General features: G+C 71.8%; 13 protein-coding genes. 5 read left to right on the top strand and 8 right to left on the bottom strand.

Annotated features, from left to right (window positions below; translation table 11 throughout):
• The first annotated feature begins 386 nt into the window (after positions 1–386).
• On the top strand, positions 387–671 hold the full coding sequence (locus AB0J36_RS04810; RefSeq protein ID WP_355048524.1) for a hypothetical protein: 285 nt from the start codon (positions 387–389) through the stop codon (positions 669–671).
• Positions 672–769: 98 nt separating this feature from the next.
• Positions 770–1,213 (top strand): hypothetical protein, encoded by a 444-nt coding sequence (locus tag AB0J36_RS04815; protein WP_357171719.1) that lies wholly within the window; start codon positions 770–772, stop codon positions 1,211–1,213.
• A gap of 7 nt (positions 1,214–1,220) precedes the next feature.
• Here the strand turns inward: AB0J36_RS04815 and AB0J36_RS04820 are convergent, their stop codons facing one another.
• The gene (locus AB0J36_RS04820) at positions 1,221–2,027 is read right to left on the bottom strand and encodes a PASTA domain-containing protein (protein ID WP_357171721.1); all 807 of its coding nucleotides are present in this window, start codon (positions 2,025–2,027) and stop codon (positions 1,221–1,223) included.
• A 124-nt stretch (positions 2,028–2,151) separates the two neighbouring features.
• The gene (locus AB0J36_RS04825) at positions 2,152–2,853 is read right to left on the bottom strand and encodes a PASTA domain-containing protein (protein WP_357129411.1); all 702 of its coding nucleotides are present in this window, start codon (positions 2,851–2,853) and stop codon (positions 2,152–2,154) included.
• Between the two features lie 122 nt (positions 2,854–2,975).
• Here AB0J36_RS04825 and AB0J36_RS04830 point away from each other — a divergent pair, with 122 nt between their 5' ends.
• Complete coding sequence (locus tag AB0J36_RS04830) at positions 2,976–4,520, top strand: hypothetical protein (protein ID WP_363660112.1); 1,545 nt, start codon at positions 2,976–2,978, stop codon at positions 4,518–4,520.
• A 102-nt stretch (positions 4,521–4,622) separates the two neighbouring features.
• Here AB0J36_RS04830 and AB0J36_RS04835 read toward each other — a convergent pair whose 3' ends face one another.
• A complete protein-coding gene (locus AB0J36_RS04835; protein ID WP_357129405.1) occupies positions 4,623–6,101 on the bottom strand; it encodes a glutamate--cysteine ligase in 1,479 nt (492 codons plus the stop codon).
• 282 nt (positions 6,102–6,383) lie between these two features.
• Complete coding sequence (locus AB0J36_RS04840; RefSeq protein WP_357129402.1) at positions 6,384–6,965, bottom strand: YceI family protein; 582 nt, start codon at positions 6,963–6,965, stop codon at positions 6,384–6,386.
• A 100-nt stretch (positions 6,966–7,065) separates the two neighbouring features.
• On the opposite strand from AB0J36_RS04840, the gene AB0J36_RS04845 reads away from it, so the two are divergent.
• Complete coding sequence (locus AB0J36_RS04845; protein ID WP_355048531.1) at positions 7,066–7,566, top strand: MarR family transcriptional regulator; 501 nt, start codon at positions 7,066–7,068, stop codon at positions 7,564–7,566.
• Positions 7,567–7,807: 241 nt separating this feature from the next.
• Here AB0J36_RS04845 and AB0J36_RS04850 read toward each other — a convergent pair whose 3' ends face one another.
• From AB0J36_RS04850 to AB0J36_RS04860, 3 genes are all read right to left on the bottom strand, one after another.
• On the bottom strand, positions 7,808–10,480 hold the full coding sequence (locus tag AB0J36_RS04850) for a helix-turn-helix domain-containing protein (RefSeq protein ID WP_357129398.1): 2,673 nt from the start codon (positions 10,478–10,480) through the stop codon (positions 7,808–7,810).
• Positions 10,481–10,621: 141 nt separating this feature from the next.
• Positions 10,622–11,770, bottom strand: coding sequence for an acyl-CoA dehydrogenase family protein (locus AB0J36_RS04855; RefSeq protein WP_363660113.1), 1,149 nt, complete (start codon positions 11,768–11,770; stop codon positions 10,622–10,624).
• A gap of 114 nt (positions 11,771–11,884) precedes the next feature.
• Entirely contained in the window at positions 11,885–13,417 is a 1,533-nt protein-coding gene (locus AB0J36_RS04860; protein WP_357129390.1) for an acyl-CoA carboxylase subunit beta, read from the bottom strand.
• A 163-nt stretch (positions 13,418–13,580) separates the two neighbouring features.
• Here AB0J36_RS04860 and AB0J36_RS04865 point away from each other — a divergent pair, with 163 nt between their 5' ends.
• Positions 13,581–14,141 (top strand): snapalysin family zinc-dependent metalloprotease, encoded by a 561-nt coding sequence (locus tag AB0J36_RS04865; protein WP_357129387.1) that lies wholly within the window; start codon positions 13,581–13,583, stop codon positions 14,139–14,141.
• Between the two features lie 54 nt (positions 14,142–14,195).
• Here AB0J36_RS04865 and AB0J36_RS04870 read toward each other — a convergent pair whose 3' ends face one another.
• On the bottom strand, positions 14,196–15,116 hold the full coding sequence (locus AB0J36_RS04870) for a hydroxymethylglutaryl-CoA lyase (protein ID WP_363660114.1): 921 nt from the start codon (positions 15,114–15,116) through the stop codon (positions 14,196–14,198).
• Between the last annotated feature and the right edge of the window lie 603 nt (positions 15,117–15,719).

Consider the following 15,719-nt stretch of genomic DNA (forward strand, 5'->3'; position numbering starts at 1 on the left):
CGGCAAAAGTCGACGTGCAACTTGCATGAAGCACGTCGCTGATGCACTCTGTCCGTATGGCTCGGATCACTCAGCGTTCCGGTCCGCTCTCCGGGAGTGGTGAACCCACCGACCCCGGGCAGCCGGACCGAACGCAGGCCCGGCCAGCGACACCCGGACCTGCGCCGGGGTAATGACCCCACCGCTGCAAGCCAGCTGACTGCGGCGGTGGGCGCGGTTCCCGGCAGCAGTCAGGTGATGGTCGGGTGGCGGCACGCCACCAGCGGGTACGGCCCGACCACCACCAGCACCAGACGGTCCACGAGGCGCGATCCCGCAACCGGGCCGAGACATCCCAGACCAGTCACCGCCGGCATGCCGCCGGCTTACCCTCCCCAGGAGCCCATGTGCTTCCCCGCTCCGGTGACGTTCTGCACGTGACTCGCGCGGCGAGTGTCCAGTTCCTCAGGCCGATCATGTTCCGGGTGATCCGGGTGCTCGACTGGCCGACCTACGACGGTTGGCTCTGGCTCGACGGCTACGAGCTCAACGCCGCCGGCGACGCCGTCAACCGCCGGTCGATCTTCGTACAGCGGGAAGGGCTGCAACAGGTGCAGGCCGCGCCGGTGCCCCGCCCGCACACCGTACGGACCCGGCGACCGGTTACCCGTACGCCGGTCAGAGTCGGCTGACCAGCGCGATCCGCCGCGGGTAGGCGTGCCGTCGCCATAGAATCGGTACGCCCACCCCGGCACCGTTCCACCCGCACGTCCAGGACCCTGAGCCTGGGATGGTCATGGTCAATCAGCCCGCCGTGCGGCGGCACCACCGCTGGAGTATCACCTACGCTCTCGGACTGCTCGCCCTCCTCGGGGCCCTGACCACCGTCGTGGTCCTGGTCCACGATCCGGCGTCGTCGTCCACCCGGCTGGCCGTTCCGGTACCGGCGCCGGAGATCACCGTGGCCGGCTCCGAGCCTCCCGAGGACGAGTACGGCTGGATCGGCGCCGACACCCCCGACGGGTACGCCGGGGCGGCGGCCGACGCGACCGGCCCGGCCACCGGTTCCGGCGCCGGCGGTCAGGCCGACGGTCAGCAGGCACTCGCCGAGACGACGTCGGGCGGCCACCACGGCACCGACGTACGCCGGTCGCTCTTCTGGTCCGGGATCTTCGGCCTCACCATCTCGCTCGCCGGCCTCGGCCTCGTCGGCACCCGCCGCCGTAGGTGGTGAGAACCGGTCACGGCGTGGCCGTCGCCGTCGGGCTCGGGCTGGTCGAGCTGCCGCCCGGCGACGGCCGGGCCTGGGAGATCACCACCAGCACCTCCTGGTCGGTCGGCACCAGGGTGCCGGCCTCCGGATCGGTCCGCACCACCGTGCCCGGCGGCAGCTCGGACGGGCGGTACACCACCCGGTAGCTCAGGCCCAGTCGCTCCAGCAGTCCTTCGGCGGTGGACTGCCCGAGGCCGGTCAGCGGCGGCACCGGTAGCTGCGCCCCCTCGGTGGTGGCCGCCGGGCTGCTCGGCGTCGCGCTGGTGGGCGCCGCCGACGTCGGGGCGCTGCTGGTCGGCGCGGCGGTGACGCTGGTCGGCGGGACGGACGGCGTGGCCGGGTCGTCGGGGTCGTCCTCCCGCGCGCTCAACACCACCCACAGGGCCGCGCCGAGAAGGGCGGCGAACAACAACGCGAGTACGCCCCAGAGGATCGGCAGCCACCACCGACGGCCGCCCTGCTCCTCCACGTACCAGTCCGCGGACGGCTCGGCCGGTCGAGGTGCCCGTACCTCGGCCCGCCCCGACCACGACGGTGGCGTCGACCGCTCGGCCGGCATCCGCGCCGTCCGATCCGCCGAAGACGCAGACGCGGCCCGGTCGATGGGCATCGTCTCGTCCGGCGACGCACCACCGCCGGACGCGGCCCGGTCGATAGGCATCGTCTCGTCGGTCGACGCGGGCGGTTGCGGGCGGTCGCCGCCGATGGGCGGCAGAGGGCGCGTGCGGTCGTCGTCCGGTGTCCCGGCGGGGGGCTCCTGGCGGTCGTCGCTCATCGCACGTCCCTTCCCGAACCGGGCGGGCGCCCTGGCCCTCGACGTCAACCTAACCGCCCAGGTCGACATCGGCCGGTATCGGTGGCACGAACCGCGTGCCGCCGGCGGGTCGGGGCCGCTCGGGTCAGGGGGTGGGCTTCGCGGTCGGCTGGCTCGGTGGGGCCGCCGCGCCGCACCAGATGCTGACCTCGTCGTTCCAGCGTGCCGGACCGTCCTCGGCCGGTTCCTGCCGACTGACCTTTCCACTGCGCCCGCTGCGGTAACTCGGGTAGAGCCCCTCCTCGACCAACTCTTCCGCTGCCTTGGCGCAGTCGTCGCCGACCACGTCCGGCACTTCGGCGGCCGGCGGTGGCCCGGCGATCTGCAGTTGAACCGTGGTACCCCGGGTCACCGGGGTGCCCACCGCCGGCGAGGCGCTCTCCACCCTGCGTCCGGTGCCGACGCCGAAGACCAGCCGCCAACCCAACCGCTGTTCGCGCAGCATCTCGCGCGCCTGGAGGAAGTCGGTCCCGACCACCGGGGGCACGGTCAGCCCGGTCCCCTTCGTCGCGGAGGCGGTCGTGCGGGGAGCGGACGGGGTGGTCCGGCCGGTGGTCGGTCGAGACGAGGTGGCCTCCTCGGTCGGTGTACCTGCCGTGGTGGCGACCGCCTGCGGGGTCCCCGGAGACTCGTCGTCCTCGCCGGCCAGCAGCCAACCGCCGGTCGCGCCGACCACGGCGAGGAGCACCGCGACCAGTCCGCCACCGAGCAACACGCCAGCTCGGCGGCCGTCACCGCCGTCCCGGCCACCGGAGGATTCCTGCCGACCCGTGTTCGCGTCCGTCATACCGTCCACCGCCTCATCACCGGCGACCGTACCGTTCGCCGCCCACCACGTTGTGCCGACGGTCCGTACCGGCGGGTCGCCGCGACTCGCCGCACCGACGACGGGACGTTACGCTGCCCGGCATGGCCAGACGGGGCTGGGGAGTATCGATCGCGACGGCGGTCGGGGTCGCTGCCGGCGCGGGCGCCGCGCAACTGGGCTTCGGCTACGGGCTCGGCGTCATCACCTGGACGCCCACCGAGGCCGGGGCCAACGGCACGGCCTGGGCCGACGGCCTCGCCTGGGCCACCTGGCTCGCCGCCAGCTCCACTGTGCTGGGAGCTGTCTGCGCGCAGCGACTGCACCAGCGTGCGACGCCCACGCCCACGCCCACGCCGACGACCGGCGCCGCAGCGGCGGACGAGGCTGACCTGCCGCAGTCGCCGGCGCTCACGCCGGGCCAACCGACCCGGGCCGAGGGCGCCGACGTTCCGCAGGATCGGCCGGTCATCGATCGGGCCGAACCGGTGGCCGTCGAGCACCCCGGTCTGCTCCGCCGGCTGTCCCTGGCGCTCGGTGCCGGGCTCGGTGGACTGGTCACCGTACTGCTGGTCGCCGTACCGGCGCGGGTCGCCGCGGGCGCCGACACCGGCGCGCCGCAGCGGGTCGCGGCCCTGCACGCGGCGCTGGGAATCCTGATCGGCGTCCTCGTCGCGCTCTGGGCGCTGCGCTCCCGCACGGTCGCGGTGAACATCACCGCGACGGCCGCCTGGCTGTGGCTGCTCGCCGTGGTCTCGGTCATCGACGGTGTACGCGTCGGACGCGGGCTGACCGGCGCCCAACTCGGCACCTGGCAGCTCGACCCGGACCACGGGCGGTACTGGATCGGGGGCCAGATCTACTGGCCGGGCGCGCTGCTGGCACTCGTACCCGCGCTTCTGATCGGTGCCCTCGCCGCCCGCGGCGCCGCGCGTCCGGGCGGACACCGGGTGGGCGCGGCGGCCTCCGGTGCGGCCGGCCCGCTGCTCGTCGCGCTCGCCTACCTGACCACCGTGCCGAGGTGGGCGACCCCCGGCCCGGCACAGTTCTCGACCCAGCTCATCGCCCCGTACGCGGTGATCGCCGGGGTCGGCGGCTCGATACTGGTCGCCCGGCTCGCCGAGAGGGCCGGCCACCGACGGGCCGCCGACCGCCGTCCGACCGCCCCGGCCGCCGGTCCGGACGCCGCCTCGACGGGTGGGTCGGCGAACCCCAAGCTGACATCGGGCGACGTGTCCGACCCGACGTCGACCGCTCCGACCGGCCAACGCGAACCGGCGTCGGCCCCTCCGGCCGGCTCACCCGGCTCGACGTCGGCCCCTCCGGCGGACTTCACCCGGGCCGGAGGGCTCCCGACCGATCGGACGACGCCCACGAGAGAGGGCGTGGCGGACGCCGGGCGACCCGGACGCCGCGCCCGCTCGGTGACCGACGCCGCAGCCGGCACGGCAACCCGACGCGGCAGGACGCCGTCGGCACCGACAAGCCCGCGCGGGGACCAGCCCGCCGACGCGACCACCACCGCACCCCGCGTCCCGGCCCCACGCCCCGACCCCGACGCCGCGCCCCCAACCGACGCCCCAACCGACGCCCCAACCAACGCCCCAACCGCGCCCCGAGCCCGCCCACCCCGCCGCCCCACCGCCTGACCCCACCGCCATCCACCTGTTGATCAAGAGGTTTTCGTCATCAGCGGCGCGATTTCTGACGCGAACCTCTTGATCAACCAGGCCCGGGGTGGGGTGGGGTGGTTACTGGACGGGCCAGGTGTGGACTGGTTCGTTGGTGCGTTGGAGTTCCGCGTAGCGCTTGACCATGTGGTGCAGGGCTGCCGGGCGGTCCATGCCGTGGTGGTGCTCCGCCGCCCAGACCGCCTCGGTCTGCCAGACGGAGCCGTTGCGACCGGTACGGCAGCGCTGCTCGATGATGCCGAGCAGCCGGTCCCGTTGCGCCGGCGCGACGCCGAAGCCGTCCAGTCCGGTCGCGGCGACGGGCAGCAACTGATCGAGTACGAGCTTGGTGACCGGCACGTCACCGACCCCGGGCCAGTGCAGCACGGCGTCCAGACCACGGCGGGCCGCCGAGTGGAAGTTCTCCTCGGCCGAGGAGAAGGTGAGCTGACTCCAGATCGGCCGGTCGGCCTCGGCCAGACCGCGGACCAGTCCGAAGTAGAAGGCCGCGTTGGCCAGCATGTCCACCACGGTGGGACCGGCGGGCAGCACCCGGTTCTCCACCCGCAGGTGCGGGCGGCCGTTCATGATGTCGTAGACCGGGCGGTTCCAGCGGTAGACCGTGCCGTTGTGCAGCCGCAGCTCGCTGAGTTGGGGCACCCCGCCGGCGTGCAGCACCTCCACGGGGTCCTCGTCCTCGCAGATCGGCAGCAGTGGTGGGAAGTACCGGACGTTCTCCTCGAACAAGTCGAAGATCGAGGTGATCCACCGCTCGCCGAACCAGACCCGGGGGCGTACGCCCTGGGCCTTGAGTTCCTCCGGACGAGTGTCGGTGGCCTGCTTGAACAGGGCGATCCGGGTCTCGGCCCAGAGTTGGCGGCCGTAGAGGAAGGGCGAGTTCGCCCCGACCGCCACCTGCACTCCGGCGATGGCCTGGGACGCGTTCCAGTAGTCGGCGAAGCTGTCCGGCGCGACCTGGAGGTGGAACTGGAGACTCGTGCAGGCCGCCTCGGGGGCGATCGAGTCGGTGTGCGTCCGCAACTGCTCGACGCCACGGATGTCGAGTTCGATGGCCTCGCCTCGGGCGCCGACGATCTGGTCGTTGAGGACCCGGTAGCGCTCGTTGGTGGAGAGGTTGTCCTCGACCAGGTGCCCCTCGGTGAGGGTGGGCAGGATGCCGACCAGGACGATCTTCGCGTCGGACCTGGCGGCGCGCTCGTCGGCCCGGGAGAGGCTGCTACGCAGGTCGTGCTCGTAGTCGGCGAAACCGGCGCCCTCGATCAGCCGGGGCTCGGCGTTCAACTCCAGGTTGAACTGCCCCAGCTCGGTCTGGAAGAGCGGATCGGCGATCTCGGCGAGGATCTCCTCGTTGCGCATCGCCGGCTCGGCCGCCGAGTCGACCAGGTTCAGCTCGATCTCGAGGCCGGTCATCGGCCGGTCGGCGTCGAACCCGAAGTCGTCGAGCATCAGGGCGAAGACGTCGAGGCACCGCCGGACCTTCTGCCGGTAGCGGACGCGGTCCTCCCGGGTGAAGGCGCCCTGCGAGACGTCCCTGCCCATGTGTCCTCCCGACAACCCGCGCGGTCGGGATTCTGCCGTCCCGGAAGCGCATTGTGAACCATCAACGGTAAGAGCGCTCGCCTGGCCGGGGCCAGAGGCCGACGACGGTGATCCGACGACGGCCGAGTGGATTCGCTCGTGGCGCCATCTCTACCCCGTCGCCAGCATGCCGGACCTCGCGGGGGCAAGAACAAGTCGTGACAATTCACACGCGCTCGGCACGGACGACACCGGGCCCGCGCCGACGTGCGGCGCGGGCCCGGTGTACGGGTGATCCGTGGATCAGGCCTGGCGGACGGCCTCGCCCTCGATCTCGATCTTGATCTTCTTGCCGACCAGCACGCCGCCGGTCTCCAGGGCGACGTTCCAGGTCAGACCGAACTCCTCGCGGTCGATCTCGGTGCTCGCGGAGAAGCCAAAGATGTCCTGGCCGAACGGGCTGCGACCCACGCCCTCGAACTCGACCTCCAGCTCGACCGGACGGGTGACGCCCTTGACGGTCAGCTCACCGTCGAGCACGAACTCGTTGCCCTTGCGGGACTTGACGCCGGTGCTGCGGAACTCCAGGGTCGGGTACTGCTCCGCGTCGAGGAACTCGGGGCTGCGCAGGTGCGCGTCCCGGTCGTCCTGGGTGGTGTCGATGCTGGCGGCCTGGATGGTCGCGACGACCGAGGACTGCAGCGGGTCCTCGCTGACGGTGATGGTGGCGGTCGCCTCGTTGAACTCACCGCGGACCTTGCTCACCATCATGTGCCGGGCGACGAAGCCGACCCGCTTGTGCGCCGCGTCCAGCACGTAGGTGCCGGCCGCCGGGATGGTGAGACCGTCCCAGTCGCGGGTAACCGCGTCGATGCTGCTGGTCATGACTGGTGTCCTCCAGAGGATTGTTTAGTAGCCCAACGACTGCTTCAGCAAATATAACCGCAACAACATTCCCCGTGTCAAGGACTGGTAGGATTAACGAGTGACCAACGTGTTCGACGACCCCCGGATCACCGCGGTTGGCCTCCTGTACGAGGCCCACGCCGGGCTCTCAGCCCGGTTCGCCGCCCAACTCGAGGAGCACGGCCTCTCCCAGGTCGAGTTCGAGGTGATCACCCGACTGGCCCGCTCGCCCGGCAACCAGCTACGGATGACCGACCTCGCCGCACAGACCTCACTGTCCACCAGCGGCGTGACCCGGGTGGTGGACCGGATGGAACGCGACGGACTGCTCACCCGTCGAGCATGCCCGAACGACCGCCGTAGCTCGTATGCGGTGGTCACCGCGTCCGGAATGCAGCGGCTCGACGAGACACTGCCCGGGCACCTGCGGATCATCGAACAGTGGTTCACCGGCCAACTCGAACCCGAGGCCCTGGCGGCACTGCTCGACGGCCTGCGGCGGGTGCGGGACGCGGTCCATCCTGGCGCGACCGCCGGCAGTACCGAGCAGGAGACGGCCGACGACTGCGACCCGACCTGACCGTCGGCCCGCAAGATGGGCCTCCGGGCGGTACCGGCAGAAGGACCGGCAGAACTGACCCCAAAGACCGGACAAACCTCTTGAAAAACACCTTCTTCCCCGGCAACGGTGGCAGGCTTTCGCCCACCGGGGAATCACCGGGGGGTGACGGCGCGGGCGAACAGCGAGGGGTAGCACCAAGGGGGCTCTTCGCCCGCGCCACTCTCCATCCGGCGGTCCATCGACGCCGACCGGCCACCGCTCACCGTTCGGTGGCTCCACCCCGGGCGGCGATCAGCGCGTAGAGCAGCCCGGACTCCTGCGGCAGCAGTCGGATCCCGGTTTCCTCGCAGACCTGGTCCAGACGATCGAGGACCGTCGGATCTCCGGTGCTCGCGGCGAGGCCCACCAGCGCCTCCACGACGTCCCGGCGATCGTGACCGGCCTCGACGGCGGCCGCGAACCACTCGGCCGCCAACTCCCGATCACCCCGGTGCAGCGCCAGGTTCCCCTCGATCAGCGCGCAGATGCCCGCCTCCGGTCCGCTCCACGACAACACGCTGTCGTCCGACCGTGGTCGCGGCAGTCCGACCCGCTCCAACCACTGCCGCCCCGGCACGGCGACGGTCGCCTCGGCACCGCCGGCGCGCAGCTCGGTGAGCACCTCGGTCGCCTCGGCGGCACGGCCGTCCTGAGCCAGCGCCAGACCGACCGTGCCGAGCACCCGACGGCGATGTCCCGGGTCGCCCAGCTCGAACAACGCCGCCACCGCACGCCGCCCCTGGTCGACGGCGTCGGCGTACCGGCCCTCGAGGCGGGACACCTCGGCCCGGTTGGCCCAGGCCAGCACGCGCAACCGCTGCTCACCCCCCTCGGCCGCGAGCCGGTCCACGGCGGCCAGCCGCCGGCGTGCCGCCGCCAGGTCGCCGACGCGGATCTCGTGCCAGGCAAGGCTGTTCTGCGCCACCGCCAGATCACGCGTACGACCGTTGCGGGCGGCGAGCCGGAGCACCGCCTCGGCCTGATCCCGCGCCTCGTCGTGCCCGCCGACGGTGGTCAGCAGAGCACCGAGCACCCCGCGCGCCTCCAACTCGCCGGTCACGTCGCCCGAGTGTCGGAAGATCTCCAACGCGGCGCGTGCCGTGGGTAACTCTTCTGCCTCGGCACCGTGTTCGGCCGCGAGCCGTGCCATCCCGAGGCTGGCCCAGCCGCGCAGGATCGGGTCCGCGTCGGCGGTTCGCGGGTCGGCCAGCAGACGTCGCAGCCACTGCCGCCCGGCGACGTCCCGGCCCCGGAACCGCCACCAGCGGGGGAGGCAGGCGGCGAGCCGGAGCGCGGTCAGGGGGTCATCGGTGGCCGCGTGGGCGAGCGCGGAGCTGATATCGCTGCTCAGCTGGTCGAGCCGGTGCACCGCGTCGAGCATCCGTGGGCCGGCCAGGTCGGCGGCGGTCCGCGCCACGAGGCGGGCGGTCACCTCCGCGTGCCGACGCCGTACGCAGGTCAGCTCACCACCGCCGACCGCCTGCTCCACGGCGAAGTCACGGACCGCGTCGAGCAGGCGGAACCGGAACGGCCCGGTGCCGCGAACGCTCAGCAGGCCCAGCTCGACCAGGCGGTCCAGCACCGGGACCGGATCGATGGCGACGGTTCCGTCCCGGTCGGCCTCGTCGGCGAGCATCTCCTCGGCCATCTCCACCGACCACCGGTTGCCAAACATGGCGAGTCGCCGCAGCGCGTCGCGCTCGTGCGGCGCGAGCAGGCGGTAGCTGGTCGCCACCGCGTCCCGCAGGGTCACCGCCACCGCCGCCCGGGTGGCATCGGTGGCGTACGGACGGCGGGCGGCCGACTCCGGCCCGTCCCACCGGGCACGGGTCTCCTCGGTCGAGGTGGTCAGGTCGAGGACCCGGTCGCCGTACCGGTCGAGCAGTTCGGTGAGGTCGAGCAGCCGCCCCCGGGCGGCCATCAGCTCGATGGCCAGTGGCAGGCCACCCAGCCGGCGGACCAGGGCGGCCAGTGCTGGTAGCTCGTCGGGGCCGGGCGGTTCCCGACGGACCTGGGCGAGCCGTGCGATGAACAGCGCGACCGCTGGCCACGAGACGAGCGTGGCCGGACCGGATTGTTCGCCGTCCGGCGGTGGCACCTCGAGCGGGGCGACCGGCCAGACCCGTTCGCCGGGTAGCCCGACCGGATGCCGGCCGGTGACCAGCACCCGCAGCGACGGCAGTACGGTGCCCAACCGGTGCAGTGTCTCGGCCACCGGGCCGGGGGCGCGCTCGACGGCGTCCATGACCAGCAGCGCCCGCCGGCCGGCGAGGCGGGCGACCAGTTCCGGTAACCGGGCGGCGCCGAGGACGGTCATCGAGGCCGCGAGGACGTCCGGCCCGTCCGAACCCTCGCCGACCAGCACGCCGGCCACACCGCCCGGATGCGCCCGTGCCGCCGCGTGGGCCACGGCGAGCGCGAGCGCGGTCTTGCCGACCCCGGCCAGGCCGACGAGGCTGATCAGCCGTGGTCCGTGTTCCGCGGTCAGCATCGCGGCCAACTCGGTGACATCGCGATCGCGTCCGATCAGGGCGACCGGCGGCGGAAGGGCGACCGGCGCGTCGACTCGGGTGGCTTGCGCCGACGCGACGCCGACCGCGCCCGGGCCGACATCCGACGGCGGCTCGCCGCCGACAGGGCCACGGGCCGTGGCCAGGAATGCCGCCCGGACGGCACCGGTCAACCCCAACGCCGTGGCGAGCAGATCGACGGTGGTGCGCTGTGGCCGGACCGACCGGCCACGCTCCAGGTCCCGCACCGTCCGCACACCGACTCGGGCACGGGACGCCAGTTCCGCCTGGGTCAGACCGGCGGCGCGCCGGTGCGCACGGAGCAGCTCCGGCAGCCCGGTACGACCGGCCGGGCTCCGCGACCACCCATGATCCGGAGTCATGGGCACGAAGAGTACGGTTCGCCTCCGACCATCGGCAGTCGAACGTCGTCCTGCCGACGTCCGCTCGCCGATAATCCGACAGCCGAGGGGTCGATCGACGGGGAGTGGTCGGTAACCCCCGTGATCGCCCGAGGGGTGGGATCAGAGGCCCAGATCGCGGGCGATGATCATGCGTTGCACCTCGCTGGTGCCCTCGCCGATCTCCAGGATCTTGGAGTCCCGCCAGAACCGGGCGACCGGGTACTCGTTCATGAATCCGTAGCCGCCGTGGATCTGGGTGGCCTCCCGGGCGTTGTCCACCGCGATCGTGCTCGCGTGCAGCTTCGCGATGGCGGCCTGCCGCTTGAACGGCTCGCCGGCAAGCATCCGGGCGGCGGCGTCGTAGTAGGCCAGGCGCGCGGTGTGCGCCTTCAGCTCCATGTCCGCGATCTTGAACTGGATGGCCTGGTTGTCGCCGATCGGCCGGCCGAAGGCGTGCCGCTCCTTGGCGTACTTGATGGACTCGTCGACGCAGCCCTGGGCGAGGCCGACAGCCAACGCGGCGATCGCGATCCGGCCCTCGTCGAGGATCCGCAGAAACTGTGCGAAGCCCCGTCCGCGCGCACCGAGCAGGTTGGCCGCCGGCACCCGGCAGTCGTCGAAGGTCAGCTCGTGGGTGTCCGAGGCGGTCCAACCGACCTTGGAGTAACCCGGAGCCACCGTGAATCCGGGCGTGCCGGTGGGCACGATGATCGTCGACAGCTCCTTGGAGCCGTCCGGGTTGGTGCCGGTCACCGCCGTGACGGTCACCATGGCCGTGATGTCGGTGCCCGAGTTGGTGATGAACGCCTTCGCGCCGTTGATCACCCACTCGTCGCCGTCCAGCACGGCCCGCGTCTGGGTGCCGCCGGCGTCGGAACCGGTGCCCGGCTCGGTGAGGCCGAAGCCGGCCAGGGCCTCCCCGCTGAGCAGCCGGGGCAGCCAGGTCGCCTTCTGCTCCTCGGTGCCGAAGCGGTAGATCGGCATCGCGCCGAGCGAGACGGCCGCCTCCAACGTGATAGCCACGCTGGAGTCGACCCGGGCCAACTCCTCCAGGGCCAGGCACAGCGCGAAGTAGTCGCCGCCCATCCCGCCGTGCTCCTCGTCGAAGGGCAGGCCGAACAGGCCCATCTTGCCCATCTGCCGGATCACCTCGTACGGGAAGGTGTGCCGCTCGTAGTGCTCGGCGATCACCGGGGCAACCACCTCGCGGGCGAAGTCCCGCACGCTCTCCCGCAGCGCCGCTTGTTCGTCGGTGAGCCGGAAGTCCATCTCGATCCTCCTACTGGGCGGGCCGCCCGGCGCTCGTGACGCGGAAGCGGCTGAAGCGTTAGGAAGGGCCCCCTCCTATACCCCAGGCGTTAAGTAGGGGCCCTTCCTTGCGGGTCAGACGGGGGTGACGCCGTGGCGGCGTCGGGAGAAGGTGCGGTCCTTGGTGCGGGCCGCCGCGAACCGGCGGACCAGCTCGTCGCGCAGGTCGTGCGGCTCGACGATGGCGTCCACCACCAGCTCGCTGGCGAGCCGGACGACGTCGATGTCCTGCTCGTACTCGGCCCGTTTGGCGGCCACGAAGGCGGCCCGCTCGTCCGCGTCCTCGATCGCCGCGATCTTGTTGGCGTAGACGGCGTTCACGGCGGCCTCGGCGCCCATCACCGCGATCTTGGCGCTGGGCAGCGCGATCGTCGCGTCCGGCTCGAAGCCGGGGCCGGCCATCGCGTACAGGCCCGCGCCGTACGCCTTGCGGACGACCACGCAGATCTTCGGCACGGTCGCCTCGGAGATCGCGGTGATCATCTTGGCGCCGTGCCGGATGATGCCCTGCTTCTCCACCGCGCTGCCGACCATGAAGCCGGGCACGTCACTGAGGAACAGCAGCGGCACGTTGAACGCGTCGCAGAGCTGCACGAACCGGGTGGCTTTGTCGGCCGAGTCGACGAAGAGCACGCCGCCCTTGAACATCGAGTTGTTGCCGAGCACGCCGACGACCTGGCCGTCGAGGCGGCCGAAGCCGATGGTCAGCTCCTTGGCCCACAGTGCCTGGATCTCGAAGAAGGAACCCTCGTCGAGCAGGCCCTTGACGTACCGTCGCATGTCGAACGCCTGCCGCTCGCTGGCCGGCACCAGCGCGGCCAGGTCGGCCTTCGCGGGCGCGGCGACCGCCGGCGCGGCCGGCGGCGCCTGGGTCCAGTTCGCCGGCAGGTACGACAGGTAGGTCTTCACCACGTCGAGCGCGTCGGCCTCGGTCTTGCAGAGGAAGTGCCCGACGCCGGACTCGGCGGTGTGCACCTTGGCCCCGCCCATCGCCTCCAGGGTGGTCTTCTCCCCGGTGACCATCTCGACCATCCGGTCGGACCCGAGATACATGCTGGCGTTGCCGTCGACCATCGCCACCACGTCGCAGAACGCCGGGATGTACGCCCCTCCGGCGGCGCTCGGGCCGAACAGCGCGCAGACCTGCGGGATCGAGCCGGAGGCGCGGACCTGGTTCCAGAAGATCTTGCCGGCCCCACGGCGGCCGGGGAAGAGGTCGACCTGGTCGGTGATCCGGGCGCCGGCCGAGTCGACCAGGTAGACCATCGGGACGCCGGCCCCGTAGGCCCGCTCGATGATCCGGATGATCTTCTCGACGGTACGGGCGCCCCAACTGCCGGCCTTCACGGTGGAGTCGTTGGCCATCAGGCAGACCTGCCGGCCGTCGATCGTGGCGGTGCCGGTGACCACGCCGTCGGCCGGCAGGCCGTCGGCGAGCGCGTTGGCGTAGAGGCCGTCCTCGACGAAGGAGCCCTCGTCGACGAGGAGCGCGACGCGTTCGCGGGCGAAGAGCTTGCCCTTGGCCTCGTTGGCCGCGTGGTACTTGTCCGCGCCGCCGGACCGGGCCCGCTTGCGCAGTTGTTCCAGCGCCTCACCGTCGAGCGTCACGCCGACTCCCTCGCCCGTGCTGACCTGAACGATCGTTAGGCTATCGCATCCGCGCACCCTCCGGCGACCCATGCCGCACCGACGCTCCTTCGAACGAAACATTGAAATCTATTAATCTCTGTGGATAGGCTCCTGGCACCCCCTCCCGGATAAGGAGTCAGCGATGACCTCACGACTCAGTCGGCTCGCCGTCGCGTTGGTCGCGACGGCAGGTGCCACGCTCGGCGTCACGGTCGCCAACCCCGCGCCCGCGTCCGCCGCGATGACCATCTGCTACAACACCAGCCAGGCAGGCGCCTACGCGGGCACCGCCAACCAGGCCGCCTCGATCTGGAACAACGCCACCGTCAACCTGACGCTCTCCGCGAACTGCGGCTCCAACCTGCGGATCTACCAGATCACCGGCGGCGGCTCGTACGCCGTGCGGACCAGCCTCGGCAACGGCCGGGTCTACATCGACACCCAGCAGGCGGCGCAGTACAGCCCGCTGCGGATCATGACCCACGAGATCGGGCACATCCTCGGTCTGCCGGACAACTACAACGGCAACTGCGCGATCCTGATGTCCGGCGGCAGCGCCGGCACCAGCTGCACCAACCCGTACCCGAGCAGCGCCGAGGCGAACCGGGTGAGCAACCTGTTCGCCGGTACGTTCAGCGCGACCGACCGCAGCGCGGACATCTTCCGCGACAGCTGGCCGTCGGCGCTCACCACGGTGGGCTGACCGAACCGCGCACCACGAAGGGGCCGGCAGTGCGCCGGCCCCTTCCGCGCGTTCTCAGCTCGGCATCGGCGTCAGTCGCGTACGCGGGCCGGCCCGCAGCACACCGGACGGCAGCGTCTTGCCGAGCAGTTCCTCGGCCAACTCGGCCACCTCGATCAGGGCGTCCAGGTCGATGCCGGTGTCGATGCCCATGTCGTGCAGCATGTGCACCGCCTCCTCCGTCGCCAGGTTGCCACTCGCACCCGGCGCATACGGGCAGCCACCGAGACCGCCGACGCTCGCGTCGAACTCGGTCACCCCCAGCTCCAGCGCGGTCAGCAGGTTGGCCAGCGCCGTACCCCGGGTGTTGTGGAAGTGCAGCAGCACCGGCACGTGCGCGTTGCGGCCGCGTACCGCGGTCAGCAGCTCACGGACCCGACGCGGCGTGCCCATGCCGGTCGTGTCGCCGAAGGCCACCCGGTCCGCGCCGTCGCGGACGACCCGGTCGACGATGCCGGCGACACGGCGCGGGTCGACGTCCCCCTCGTACGGGCACCCGAAGCTGGTCGCCACGATCACCTCGACCCGCGCGGAGGCCCCGTGCAGAAGGTCGATCAGCTCGGCGATGTCGTCCAGCGACTCGTCGGTCGAGCGGTTGACGTTGCGGCGGTTGTGCGTGTCGCTGGCCGACACCACCACCTCGATCTCGGTGAAGCCGGCGGCCAGGGCCCGCTGAGCGCCCCGGGTGTTCGGCACCAGCGCCGAATACCGCACCCCGTCGACCTTCGCCGCCCGCCGCCACACCTCGTCGGCGTCGGCCATCTGCGGAATCGCCCTGGGGTGCACGAACGACACCGCCTCGATCCGGCGTACGCCGGTGGCGGAGAGCGCGTCGAGCAGTCGCACCTTGGCGTCGGCGGGGATGGGCTCTTCGTTCTGCAATCCGTCCCGCGGCCCAACCTCACGGATCGACACGGAGTTTGGCAGTTCCGCCATGGGGTCACCTCACTGTCTGCCCTGGTGGGGCAACGGTAGCGGCATCGGCCCGGATAACCGCCAGCGCCGAGAACGGTACGGACACGGTGTGCGATGGCTCTCCGCCGAGGTGGGCCGTCCAGCCAGCACCGGACCACCCTTCGGCGGATGAATCAGGCCAGAAGGATGCCATCACCGGCGGCGGCATGGAACTGCGGGCGGTCGGGTGGCTACGTTGGTGCCGGCGGGACGGCGGGGCCAGCCATCGGCTCGACCCCACCGTCTGGACGCCTCCGGTGGTCAGCGCTGCGACGGTCCTTCCAAGAGCTCCGCAGCGCATCGGAGTGCGGTCGAGAGGGCGCCGGCGCACGCGCGCCCGGCACTTCCGGGCCAGCGGCCCGGTACCGGGCAGCCACCGTGCACCGAGGCTGGACACCGGCGGTCCCGGCCTCCCCGGCCAGAGCCGAGGCGAGCCACCCCGCCTGACCAACCAACCCTGGCACAAGACCGACAACCCCGACAACCTCCTCAGGTGCCGCTGACAGGCCCTCGCCAGCCGCGTCGATCAAGAGGTTTGCGTCAAAATTCCGGCCACGGATGACGCAAACCTCTTGATCAACTGCA

This window comes from Micromonospora sp. NPDC049662, from assembly GCF_040675055.1.
GTDB lineage: Bacteria > Actinomycetota > Actinomycetes > Mycobacteriales > Micromonosporaceae > Micromonospora.